The following is a 12,014-nucleotide window of genomic DNA, read 5'->3' on the forward strand; positions in this document are numbered from 1 at the left end:
ACTGGTGTCAGCATCTGGCGTTATTCGCCGTAAGGCACCCAGATGTTCTTGACCTCCGTCGCGGCCTGCAGGAACGCATGCCCCGCGCCTTCAGCCCCGAACCAATCGCGCGCCATGCCGTGGTTCACCCAACTCCGCTTGATGTTGCTCGCCGCGCCCTTTTCGACCACGCCGGAAAGCTCCGCCGCGCCGAAACACCAAACCGCATCCACATCCATATGCCGCGCCAAAGGCTTTGCCACATCGGCCTGCGGCCCGGTCAGGATATTCACCACCCCGGCGGGCACGTCCGAAGTCTCCAACACCTGCACGAAATCTGTTGCCGCCAGTGGGAAAGGCTCGCTGGCCGAGAGGATCACCCGGTTGCCCATAGCAATCGCTGGGGCCATGCAAGAGATCAGCCCCAACAGCGGCGCCTCGGCCGGGCAAAGCGCCCCGATCACGCCCACAGGCTCTTTCATCGCCAGCGCCACGCCGCGGATCGGCACCCCATGCACTTGCCCGTCATATTTGTCGGCCCAAGCGGCATAGGTGAAGAGCCGGTCAATGGCCGCATCAACCTCCTTGCGACCAATCTTTGTTCCCTGCATCGCGTCCAAACGCGCCGCAAATTCATCGCCCCGCGCAGAAAGGTTTTCGGCAATGTAATACAGGATCTGTGCCCGCAAATGACCGCTCGTCTTGGACCAGCCCTTGGCCGCCTGTGCCGCCTCAACCGCGTTGCGCACATCCTTGCGGTTGGCGAGGCTCACATGCCCCAGCAGCCCGCCGGATTTGCCCCAAATCGGTGCGGAATAGCCCCCATCGGGCCGCGCCTGTTTGCCACCGATGTAAAGCTTCGCCGTGCGGTCAATCTCGTCTTCGGGCGCTCCTTCACCAGTGAAGGGCTCGATCTCCTTCAACGGCTTCGCAGACGTCTTCGGCTTGGTATACCCCGCCAGACCTTCCCAACCGCCTTCACGGCCAAAGCCACTCTCGCGCTTGCCGCCAAAGCCCGCTGCGGCGTCCATCATATTGGTGCCATTGACCCAAACGATCCCGGTCTCTAACTGCGGCGCAATATCGAGCGCGAGGTTCACATTCTCGGTCCAGACCGTCGCCGCCAGCCCATAGCGCGTGTTATTGGCAAGCTGTACCGCCTCGCCGGGCGTGCGGAAGGTAGTCGAGACCAGCACCGGGCCAAAAATCTCTTCCTGCATCAAGGTATCCGCGGGATTCAGCCCGGTGATCAATGTCGGCGGATAGAAACACCCATTCTCCGGCATCTCCCCTGGCGTCACAAAACGCTCTCCTGCGGTATTGGCCGCCACCATCTCGCTGACGCGCTTATACTGCACCGGGTCAACCAGTGCGCCCACGTCGATGCTCTTGTCGAGCGGATCACCGATGCGCAGCTTTTCCATCCGCGTTCGCAGCTTGGCATAGAAACGATCCGCAACCGGTTCATGCACCAAAAGCCGCGACCCCGCACAGCAGACCTGCCCCTGATTGAACCAAATCGCATCGACCAAGCCTTCAACAGCACTGTCCAAATCAGCGTCATCAAAAACGATGTAGGGCGACTTGCCCCCCAACTCCAACGTCAACGCTTTGCCGGACCCGGCTGTCGCCTCGCGAATGCGGCGGCCCACGGCGGTGGAGCCGGTAAAGGCGATCTTGTCGATATCCTCATGCCCCACGATCATCTCGCCCACCGCCCCATCGCCGGTGACAATATTGACCACACCCTTCGGCAGCCCCGCCTGACGGCAAATATCCGCAAAGAGCAACGCCGTCAGCGAAGTATATTCCGCAGGCTTTAATACGACTGTATTGCCCATCGCCAGCGCCGGCGCGATTTTCCATGCCAGCATCAGCAGCGGGAAGTTCCACGGAATGATCTGCCCGCAAACTCCAAGGGCCTGCGCATCGGGCAGCTCGCTCTCCATCAGCTGCGCCATGCCCGCGTGATAATAGAAATGCCGCTGGGCCAAAGGCACATCAATATCCCGCGCCTCACGAATGGGCTTGCCGTTGTCGAGCACCTCAAGCACCGCAAAGAGCCGCGCATGTTTCTGCAACAGCCGCGCCAGCGCATAGATATGCCGCGCCCGGCCATGGCCGCCCAGCTTCTCCCACTTCGGCTGTGCCTTACGCGCCGCTTTCACCGCAGCATCCACATCGCCCTGAGTTGCCTGCGTCAGGCTCGCCAACACCTCCCCCGTCGCCGGGTTCGTGCTGTCAAAGCCTTCGCCCGGCGCGGTGAAGGCCCCATCAATGAAATGACCAAAACGCCCGCCCTGATCCACGATCCACGCCAGCGCATCTGCCGCCGATTCCGGGGCTGGCCCGTATTCCATGCTCTCAAAAATCTCGGACACGCTCATGCCTTCATCCTTTTTCAAATACCGTCCCAAAGCCTGCAACGGGCTCAGGCGGTCGCGTGACGGTAAGCCGCCGAATAGTTGCCGGTCACATGGTGCTCCAACTGCCGCTCAATATCGCCCAAGAGCGACGAGGCGCCAAAGCGGAACAGGTTAGGCTGCAACCAACGGTCGCCCAGCTCTTCCTTCATCAGTGCCAGATAGGTGATCGCATCCTTGGCTTTTGAGATACCGCCCGCCGGCTTATAGCCCACACGCACGCCGGTGCGTTCATAATACTCACGGATCGCGCGGATCATCACGAGGCTGACGGGCAGGGTGGCGTTGACGCTTTCCTTGCCGGTCGAGGTCTTGATGAAATCTGCTCCTGCCATCATGCAAACCAGTGACGCCCGCGCGACGTTGCGCAGCGAGCCAAGCTCACCCGTGGCGAGGATCGCTTTCACATGGGCCTCGCCGCAGGCTTCGCGAAAGGCGCGCATTTCGTCGTAAAGCGCCTGCCAGTCGCCCGAGAGCACGTGGCGGCGCGAGATCACAATGTCGATCTCAGTCGCCCCCGCGTCCACGCTCATCTCAATCTCGCGGATGCGCAGTTCCAGCGGCGACAGCCCAGCGGGAAAGCCGGTAGAGACAGCGGCAATGGGGATATTGGTCCCTTCCAGCGCCCGGCGCGCGGCGGGGATCATCTCGTGATAGACACAGACCGCGCCGGTGGTGATTGGCCCCATGCCAAGCGCGTCAAGAATGGCGGGCGCAACCGGTTGACGCGCCTTGGCGCAGAGCCGCTCAACCCGGCGGGCCGTATCGTCGCCCGACAGGGTGGTCAGGTCGATACAGGTCACCGCGCGGAGCAGCCAGGCCGCCTGATGGTCCTTTTTTAACGAACGACGCGCGGGCAGGGATGCGGCGCGGCGTTCAATTGCTGATGTATTCGCCTGCACGCTGCGCAGCCACTCCATATCAAGCGGCATCGGCTCCACGCGGGGTTCTGTCACCTGAGGCAGATGTCCGGTCGCGCCGGTTTCACGCGTGCTGCCTTGCAAAGTCGTCTGGGTGGCCATCGGGGTCTCTCCGGTTTGGTCAGACGGGCAAAGTGCCATGGGGCAGGGGCCAAAGCAAGCGACGCTGACCCCGCGTTACGCCGCAGTTTCTGCAAGAATTCGCGCAGATGCTGCAATTGTTAATGAGAATGACTCTCAACTGTTGACTTTGTTGAGAATGAGTCGCACATATTTTCCATGAAACATGCAAGCACCCCCCTTCGTCCGACCCGCCGCGCCGCTTTGATCGGTGGTCTTAGTGCAGTCGCCTTTGCGGGTGTCGCCCCCGCCGCATTCGCCGCGACGGAGAGGCTCAAGGTTATCGCCACCACCGGCATGATTGGTGACGCGGCCCGCCGCGTGGGCGGTGATCTGGTTGAGGTCCGCGCGCTCATGGGATCGGGGGTGGACCCGCATGGCTACCGTCAGACCCGCAGCGACATCGTGGCACTGACCCGTGCTGATCTGGTGCTTTGGCACGGGCTTTACCTTGAAGCACAGATGGAGCGGTTCTTCGAGGATTTGCGCCGCAAACGGGCTGTGGTCGCGGTGGCCGAAGCGCTGCCCAAGGACGCGTTGCTGAGCCATCCGGACTATGAGGGCCGCTATGATCCGCACGTCTGGATGGACCCCACCGCATGGATCGGCGTCGTTGATGAGGTGACACGCGCGCTGACCGAAGCGCTGCCCACCGGGGCCGAGACATTTGCCCAAAACGCTGAAACCTACCGCGCTGAACTCAAGCAATTGGCCGCCTATGCCGCCGATACGCTGTCACAGGTGCCAGAGGACCAGCGCGTCTTGGTCACAGCCCATGACGCCTTTAGCTATTTCGGTCGGGCCTTCGGGTTTGAGGTGATCGGCATTCAGGGCATCTCGACCAATAGTGAGGCAGGGTTGAACCGGATTTCCGCGCTGGTGGATGAACTGGTGACGCGCAAGATTGGAGCGGTATTTGTTGAGACTTCGGTCTCAGACCGCAACATGCGCGCGTTGGTCGAAGGCGCGGCGGCGCAGGGGCATAGTGTCCAGATCGGCGGGTCGCTTTACAGCGACGCCATGGGTGCGCCGGACACCTACGAAGGCACCTATATCGGCATGATCGACCATAACGTGACCACCATCGCCCGCGCGCTTGGTGCACCAGTGCCAGCGGGTGGCATGAACGGCAAACTGGCCGAGGGAAGCTGATCTATGACACTTGAACTCGCCAGCAGCAAAGAGACCGTCACCGCTCGCGCCGACAGCCCTTTCGCGGTACGGGGGCTGACCGTGTCCTACGGACAAAAACCCGCTGTCTTCTCTGTAGATATGACCGTTGAGCCGGGCAAGATGACAGCGATCATCGGTCCCAATGGCGCGGGCAAGTCGACACTGCTCAAGGCAGCCTTGGGCATCCTCACGCCGCTGGCGGGCACGGTTACCGTCTATGGTAAACCGGTCGAAGAACAACGCCACCGCATCGCCTATGTGCCGCAACGCGCCAGTGTGGATTGGGATTTCCCGACCCGCGTGATCGACGTGGTGTTGATGGGGCTTTACCCGCAATTGGGGCTTTTGGGGCGCGTCCGTCCGGTGCACCGCGCCCGCGCCAACGACTGTCTTGCCCGCGTTGGCATGGAAGACTTCGCCACCCGCCAGATCGGCCAGCTGTCGGGCGGGCAGCAACAGCGTGTGTTTCTGGCGCGCGCCTTGGCGCAGGGTGCGGATCTCTATCTGTTGGACGAACCATTCGCCGGGGTCGATGCGGCGACGGAAAAGGCAATCATCGCGGTGCTCAAGTCTCTACGGGACGCCGGAAAAACCGTTGTCGCGGTGCATCACGACCTGTCGACCGTGGCAGAGTATTTCGACAATGTTTTCCTGATCAACACCCACCGCGTGGCCGAAGGCAGCGTTGCAGAGGTGTTTCAGGCCAATCACCTGCAAGACGCCTATGGTGGCCGTTTGGCCGGAGCGCAGATGGATGCGCTACGACTGTCATGATCTGGGACGCGCTTTCGCTGCAACTGGGCTATAACGCCACGTTGGTGACGCTGGGGGCGACCCTTTTGGGTATGGCAGCAGGCGTTGGCGGGACATTTTTGTTTCTGCGCAAGCGTGCGCTGGTCAGCGACGCGATCTCGCATGCGACCCTGCCCGGTGTGGCGTTGGCCTTCATGGGGATGGTCGCGTTGGGCGGCGATGGGCGCAACTTGATCGGCCTGCTGACCGGCGCGGCGCTCTCGGCGGCGGCGGGGCTGCTTTTGGTCTCATGGCTGAGCAATCGTACGCGACTGGCTGAAGATGCGGCGATTGGCTCTGTGCTATCGGTGTTTTTTGGACTGGGCATCGTTCTGCTGACCGTGATCCAAACCATGAGCGCGGGACGACAGGCGGGGTTGGAGGATTTTCTCCTCGGGTCCACCGCCGGGATGCTGCGCAATGATGCCTTGGTGATCGCGGTGGCTGCGGCCCTGACCTTGGCGCTGGTTCTGCTCTTGCGCCGCCCGCTGACATTGGCCTCTTTCGATCCAGAATATGGCACCGCCATAGGCCAGAACGTACCACGCACCGATCTTGCGATGATGGGGCTGGTGCTGGCCGTGACCGTGGTGGGGCTCAAGATCGTCGGGCTGATCTTGATCGTCGCGCTGCTGATCATCCCGCCCGTCACCGCGCGGTTTTGGAGCGAGCGGACCGACCATGTGGTGCTGATCTCTGGCGCGCTTGGCGGTATCGCGGCCTATGTCGGCGCGGCGCTGTCGGCAGCGCAGCCGAACCTGCCAACGGGGCCAATCATCGTCCTTGTGGGCTTTGCGCTATTCGCGCTGTCGCTGCTGCTGGCGCCACAACGAGGGGCGCTTTCGGCATTGCTGCGGCATCGTCGCTACCAACGCCGGGTGCATCTGCGTCAGGGATTGCTGGCGCTGGCTCATGGGCAGCCGATCTACGAACAGCTTACCCTGCGACTGCTGCGGGCAGAGGGCTACGCGTTGCCAGACGGGGTGCCAACCAAAACAGGGCGCGGTCGCGCAGCCAAGGCGCTGCGGGATGAGACGCGTTGGCAGCTCATTCGCCGCGATCCGGCCTATGAGGTGGCGGCGCAGCAATACGACGGTCTGACCCCGATAGAAACAGTGCTGACCGCCGACCAAATTCGCGACATTGACAGCCGCATCGACATGCGCGGCAAGGGGGGCGCATGAGCGGTTCTGAATTCGTCCCCCTGTCGCTGGTGCCGATGCTGACCGGCATCTTTGTCGCCGTGGCCTGTGCTTTGCCGGGGAACTTCCTCGTCCTGCGCCGCCAAGCGCTGATCGGCGATGCGATCAGCCATGTGGTGCTGCCGGGGATCGTCGTGGCCTTTTTGCTCACGGGGATGGTGACGACATGGCCCATGCTGCTCGGTGCGGCTGGGGCGTCGATCATTGCCGTGCTCGCCATCGAAGGGGTGCGCCGCTTGGGCAAGATCGAAGCCGGCGCGGCGATGGGGGTGATCTTTACCGCGATGTTCGCCGGGGGCGTGCTGCTGCTGGAGCAATCCGACACCAGCAATGTCCATCTGGACGTGGAGCATGCGCTTTACGGCAATCTTGAGAGCTTGATCTGGTTGGATGCAACCGGATGGGGGTCTTTGCTGGACCCCGAAGCCTTGGCCACAATTCCGGTCGAACTGCCGCGCATGGCGGTGACACTGCTTTTCGTGGCGCTGTTTACCGCGCTCTTTTGGAGACCGCTTAAAATCAGCACTTTTGACGAGGGCTTTGCCCGCACCATCGGTATGAAAACCGGGCCTTTGGGCCTTGGGCTTGTGATCGTTGCGGCGATTGCGGCGGTGGCTGCTTTCGACGCCGTGGGCAGTATCATCGTCATTGCCATGTTCATCTGCCCGCCTGCCGCCGCGCGGATGATGACCAATCGGTTGGAGCATCAAATCGCATGGTCGGTGCTTTTTGCCACGCTCGCTGCGGTGCTGGGCTATGTGCTGGCAGGATACGGGCCGCTGTGGATCGGGCTGCGAGATTCAGTCTCGGCGGCAGGAATGATCGCCACAGTTTCGGGGGTTATCCTTGGTCTGGCCGCGCTCTTTGGTCCACATCGACACCGTGGCACGGCGGCGCCCACGGCTTAACCGAATCGCAATGATTCGTTTTTTGCGCCACTGATTCGATTTTGCTTTGACCTGTGATTCGGCTTGCGTCTATACAGGGTATAACCTCCCCCGGAGACACCTTGTAACCGGGTCGCCCGCCGCTCTGATAAGACCGGAATAACAAAAGCACCAGTGCGCCGAGTAGACGACCCAGAAGCGGATCGCCCCAGTCTTGGCGGCGGTCCGCTGACTTTCCTTTGCCCCTTTGATAAGCGTTCAACACGGCCCATTCGCATCTGGCAGAATCGCCGCGGGCCATGCTAGGTTTTGCGGTATGGCCACACCAAACCCCAATATAGGCGAAAATCGCCCCGTTATCCGCCAATTGGATGATTCCGCAATCAACCGCATCGCTGCGGGCGAGGTGGTCGAACGTCCGGCCTCTGCCGTGAAGGAGTTGGTTGAGAATGCCATCGACGCGGGGGCGCGGCGGATCACGGTGGAATATGCCGACGGCGGCAAGACGATGATCCGGGTGACGGACGACGGTTGCGGCATCGCGCCCGACGATCTGTCGCTGGCTCTGTCGCGCCATGCGACCTCCAAGATTGACGGCTCAGACCTGCTCGACATTCATACATTCGGTTTTCGCGGCGAGGCCCTACCGTCCCTTGGCGCGGTGGGTCGGCTGACGATCACCAGTCGCGCTGCGGGCTATGATGGCGCCGAGATCACGGTCGACGGTGGCCGCACGGGCGAGGTGCGCCCCGCCGCCCTCAACAGCGGCACCATCGTCACCCTGCGCGATCTTTTCTTTGCCACGCCTGCCCGGCTCAAATTCCTGCGCACCGACCGGGCAGAGGCGCAGGCGATTGGCGATGTGATCAAGCGGTTGGCCATGGCAGAACCCTTCGTGCGCTTCGTGCTGCGCGATGTCTCTGGCGATGGCAAAGGCCGCGATGTCTTCCGCGCCGAGGCTGAGCAGGGGGATTTGTTTGAGGCGTTGCATGGCCGTTTAGGGCAAGTGCTGGGCCGCGAGTTTGCCGAAAACGCGCTGCCCATCGATGCGATGCGCGAAGGGCTGCACCTGACGGGTTTCGCCGCGCTGCCAACCTATTCGCGTGGCTCTGCGGTGGCACAGTACCTCTTCGTCAATGGTCGCCCGGTGCGGGACAAGCTGCTGACCGGGGCGCTGCGGGGGGCTTATTTCGATTTCCTCAGCCGGGACCGCCACCCGGCAGCGGCGCTTTTCGTCGAATGTCCGCCGAGTTTGGTGGATGTGAACGTCCACCCGGCCAAGTCCGAAGTGCGTTTTCGCGATCCGGGGCTGGCGCGCGGGCTGATCGTCTCGGCGTTGCGGCACGCTTTGGCGGAGGCCGGGCACCGGGCCTCGACCACCGTGGCACAGGCGACTTTGGGCGCGATGCAGCCCGAACCGCAGGGCGCGCGGGTCTATCAGATGGACCGCGCCGGGATGCAGCGCCCCAGCCCCGCCGCACGCGAGGCCGCATATCAGGCGCAAGCGCCGGGATTTGCCGAGACCGCTGGCGTTTGGGGGCGGGTCGAGGGTACGCCGATGTCTGATGCACCGGTTGCCGAAGCGCCGTCTGAGACATCCGCGCCGGACTATCCCCTCGGCACGGCCCGCGGGCAGGTGCATGAAAACTACATCATCGCGCAAACCGCCAATGGCATGGTCATCGTCGACCAACACGCCGCGCATGAGCGCTTGGTCTATGAAAAGCTGAAGCGCCAGATGAACGACAACGGCGTCGCCGCGCAGGCGCTGCTGATCCCCGAGATCGTGGAGCTTTCTGCGAATGACTGCGCACGGCTGTTGGAATTGGCTGACGACCTTGCGAAGCTGGGTCTTGGCATCGAAGCCTTTGGCGGCAGCGCCATCGCCGTGCGCGAAACCCCCGCCATCCTCGGTACGGTTAACGCCCGCGCGCTGATCCTCGATGTGCTGGACGAGTTGGACGAGGGCGACAGCAGCAACATCCTGCAGGCCAAGATTGAAGCGATCCTGAGCCGCGTGGCCTGCCATGGCTCGATCCGCTCGGGTCGCTGGATGCGAGCCGAGGAAATGAACGCTCTGCTGCGCGAGATGGAGGCGACGCCGCACTCCGGCCAGTGCAACCACGGACGCCCCACCTACGTCGAGCTTAAACTTGCTGACATCGAACGGCTTTTCGGGCGCACTTGATGGAGCTTGGTGGCACGAATTTGAACCTGTCTGATCCCCTGACCCTCGCAGCGCTCGCGGGGGCAGGGTTGCTGTTTTTGATCGTCATCCTACTCATCATGGCGGTCCGCGCCGCTGGCCGTTCGGCCCGCGTGGCGGCCCCTCTGGCGCAGCAGATGCGCGTGCTCGGTGGCCATGTGCAGCAGTTGGGGCAGGGGCAAGAGCAGTTGCGCGGCGGGTTGCAGATGGTCTCGGACACACAGACCAACACCCAAGCGCAGATGATGCAGAGCATGGAAGCGCGGCTGGCGCATGTGCAGCAGCAGATGCAAGACCGCTTGGCCGACAACGCCGCCCGCTCGGCGCGGTCCTTGGCCGAGATGCAGCAGCGCATGACCGAGACGCTGCACGGCTCGTCCAAACGCACCACAACCAGCCTGACGCAGTTGCAAGAACGGCTCGCCTCTATCGACAAGGCGCAGGACAATATCACCAAACTCTCGGGCGATGTGCTGTCGCTGCAAGACATCTTGAGCAACAAGCAGACGCGCGGCTCCTTTGGTGAAATTCAGTTGCGTGACATCGTGTCCAAAGCGCTGCCGAGCGACAGCTATTCGTTGCAAGCCACGCTTAGCAACGGCAAACGGCCCGACTGCCTGATCCACCTGCCCAACCCACCGGGGCCAATCGTGATCGACAGTAAGTTCCCCTTGGAAGCCTACGAAGCCCTGCGCCGCGCGAAAACCGAAGGGGAGACTCGCGCCGCCGCTCAGCAGATGAAAACCGCCGTGCGGGTGCATCTGAACGCGATTGCCGACAAATACATTCTGGAGGGTGAGACAGCGGAAGGTGCCTTGATGTTCCTGCCCTCTGAAGCGGTCTATGCCGAGCTTCACGCGAACTTCCCCGAACTGGTCCGCGAAGGGTTTGAAAAACGGGTCTGGATCGTCAGCCCGACCACTTGCATGGCCACGCTCAACACCATGCGCGCGATCCTGAAGGATGCGCGGATGCGCGAACAGGCGGGCGCGATCCGCAAGGAACTGGGCAATCTGAACAAGGATGTCGAGCGGTTGGCAATGCGGGTAGGTAACCTCGACCGTCACTTCACCCAAGCGCGGCGCGATGTCGAAGAGATCAAGGTCAGCAGCGAAAAAGCCGCCAAACGCGCAGGCCGTCTGCATAATTTCGACTTTGAAGAACTGGCAGAAGACAAAAGTGAAGCTATTGTTCCCCTAAGGACACCCGAAGGGAACGGCTGAATGAACGACGTGGATATTACCGGCATGACGCTGGAGGCGATGCAGATGCGGGCGGATGCTCTGCGCAAAGATATCCTCCAGACGCCGGTGGTTCCGCTCTCCTCTCCGATGGTAAGCGATGTGTTGGATGGTGCGCATGTGGCGCTCAAGCTGGAGTGTTTTCAGCATACCGGCACGTTCAAAGTCCGTGGCGCGTTGTCTGTCGCGCGTAGTCTTGATGATGACACGCGCGGGCGCGGCATCACGGCGGCAAGTGCCGGCAACCATGCCATCGCGGCGGGCTGGGCCGCTGCCAAACTGGGCATCAGCGCCAAGGTCGTGATGCAAGACAACGCCAACCCCTTCCGCGTCGACCTCGCCCGTGCCACCGGGGCCGAGGTGATTATGAAACCGCCGGGTGCCGAGACATTTGCCGAGGCGGAGCGGTTGGTGCGCGAAGAGGGGCGGATTTTTATCCATCCGTTTGAGGGGCTGCATACCTCGCTTGGCACTGCTGGTGTGGGGCTGGAATTGATGGCGCAGGTGGCCGATCTGGATGCGGTTGTGGTCTCTGTCGGCGGTGGCGGGCTGATCAGCGGCGTGGCAGCAGCGGTGAAGGCGATCAATCCGGCCTGCCGGGTCTATGGTGTAGAGCCTCAAGGGGCCGACAGCATGTCGCAAAGCCTCGCCTCAGGCGCGCCCGTGACCATCGACAAGGTCGATACCATCGCAGACAGCCTTGGCCCGCCGATGGCATTGCCTTTCGGCCATGCGCTTTGCGCCGTTTACGTCGATGATGTGGTGACGGTCAGCGATGACGCGATCTGTGCAGGGATGGTGGTGCTGCAGCAGGCGGCGAAATTGGCGGTGGAACCTGCCGCCGGGGCGGCGATGGCCGGAGCGCTTGGGCCGCTGCGGTCGCAACTGGCAGGACGGCGTGTGGGGCTGATTGTCTGCGGTGCCAATATCGATACCGACAGCTATCTGGGCCAATTAAGCCGCGGACAAGCGGCGCTCGCCAGTTTGCTGTCCTAGCCTACCGCGCGTTTTTGCAAGTAGCCTTGAGCCTGCGCGACTTTTTCCAAAAAATCGATCCAGCTTTGCAACTTT

General features: G+C 62.3%; 9 protein-coding genes. 7 read left to right on the forward strand and 2 right to left on the reverse strand.

Annotation, left to right across the window (positions count from 1 at the left end; genetic code table 11):
- Positions 1 to 20: 20 nt before the first annotated feature.
- The gene (locus tag HTT03_RS08785) at positions 21 to 2,366 is read right to left on the reverse strand and encodes an aldehyde dehydrogenase family protein (RefSeq protein WP_174859475.1); all 2,346 of its coding nucleotides are present in this window, start codon (positions 2,364 to 2,366) and stop codon (positions 21 to 23) included.
- Positions 2,367 to 2,410: 44 nt separating this feature from the next.
- Positions 2,411 to 3,424 carry a deoxyribose-phosphate aldolase gene (gene deoC / locus HTT03_RS08790; protein ID WP_174859476.1) on the reverse strand — a complete coding sequence of 338 codons (1,014 nt, stop codon included), beginning with the start codon at positions 3,422 to 3,424 and terminating at the stop codon, positions 2,411 to 2,413.
- Between the two features lie 177 nt (positions 3,425 to 3,601).
- Here deoC and HTT03_RS08795 point away from each other — a divergent pair, with 177 nt between their 5' ends.
- The 7 genes from HTT03_RS08795 (at position 3,602) to HTT03_RS08825 (ending at position 11,939) form a co-directional block, all read left to right on the forward strand.
- A complete protein-coding gene (locus HTT03_RS08795) occupies positions 3,602 to 4,594 on the forward strand; it encodes a metal ABC transporter solute-binding protein, Zn/Mn family (RefSeq protein ID WP_174859477.1) in 993 nt (330 codons plus the stop codon).
- Between the two features lie 3 nt (positions 4,595 to 4,597).
- Positions 4,598 to 5,389 (forward strand): metal ABC transporter ATP-binding protein, encoded by a 792-nt coding sequence (locus tag HTT03_RS08800; protein WP_246253400.1) that lies wholly within the window; start codon positions 4,598 to 4,600, stop codon positions 5,387 to 5,389.
- Positions 5,386 to 6,591: a metal ABC transporter permease gene (locus tag HTT03_RS08805; RefSeq protein WP_174859478.1), complete on the forward strand. Its 1,206-nt coding sequence runs from the start codon at positions 5,386 to 5,388 to the stop codon at positions 6,589 to 6,591. The genes HTT03_RS08800 and HTT03_RS08805 overlap by 4 nt, the downstream gene beginning before the upstream one ends.
- Positions 6,588 to 7,517: a metal ABC transporter permease gene (locus tag HTT03_RS08810; protein ID WP_174859479.1), complete on the forward strand. Its 930-nt coding sequence runs from the start codon at positions 6,588 to 6,590 to the stop codon at positions 7,515 to 7,517. The genes HTT03_RS08805 and HTT03_RS08810 overlap by 4 nt, the downstream gene beginning before the upstream one ends.
- A gap of 295 nt (positions 7,518 to 7,812) precedes the next feature.
- Positions 7,813 to 9,684, forward strand: a complete 1,872-nt coding sequence (gene mutL / locus HTT03_RS08815) for a DNA mismatch repair endonuclease MutL (protein ID WP_174859480.1) — start codon at positions 7,813 to 7,815, stop codon at positions 9,682 to 9,684.
- Positions 9,681 to 10,925, forward strand: a complete 1,245-nt coding sequence (locus HTT03_RS08820; RefSeq protein WP_174859481.1) for a DNA recombination protein RmuC — start codon at positions 9,681 to 9,683, stop codon at positions 10,923 to 10,925. The genes mutL and HTT03_RS08820 overlap by 4 nt, the downstream gene beginning before the upstream one ends.
- Positions 10,926 to 11,939, forward strand: coding sequence for a pyridoxal-phosphate dependent enzyme (locus tag HTT03_RS08825; RefSeq protein ID WP_174859482.1), 1,014 nt, complete (start codon positions 10,926 to 10,928; stop codon positions 11,937 to 11,939).
- Positions 11,940 to 12,014 lie beyond the last annotated feature (75 nt).

Origin of the sequence: Sulfitobacter maritimus, assembly GCF_013346665.1 — a bacterium.
In the GTDB taxonomy this organism is placed as follows: Bacteria; Pseudomonadota; Alphaproteobacteria; order Rhodobacterales; family Rhodobacteraceae; genus Sulfitobacter; species Sulfitobacter maritimus.

Coding starts and splice junctions, on each gene's coding strand:
- HTT03_RS08785 (WP_174859475.1), bottom strand. CDS start 2,366: ATGAGCGTGTCCGAGATTTTTGAGAGCATGGAATACGGGCCAGCCCCG.
- deoC (WP_174859476.1), bottom strand. CDS start 3,424: ATGGCCACCCAGACGACTTTGCAAGGCAGCACGCGTGAAACCGGCGCG.
- HTT03_RS08795 (WP_174859477.1), top strand. CDS start 3,602: ATGAAACATGCAAGCACCCCCCTTCGTCCGACCCGCCGCGCCGCTTTG.
- HTT03_RS08800 (WP_246253400.1), top strand. CDS start 4,598: ATGACACTTGAACTCGCCAGCAGCAAAGAGACCGTCACCGCTCGCGCC.
- HTT03_RS08805 (WP_174859478.1), top strand. CDS start 5,386: ATGATCTGGGACGCGCTTTCGCTGCAACTGGGCTATAACGCCACGTTG.
- HTT03_RS08810 (WP_174859479.1), top strand. CDS start 6,588: ATGAGCGGTTCTGAATTCGTCCCCCTGTCGCTGGTGCCGATGCTGACC.
- mutL (WP_174859480.1), top strand. CDS start 7,813: ATGGCCACACCAAACCCCAATATAGGCGAAAATCGCCCCGTTATCCGC.
- HTT03_RS08825 (WP_174859482.1), top strand. CDS start 10,926: ATGAACGACGTGGATATTACCGGCATGACGCTGGAGGCGATGCAGATG.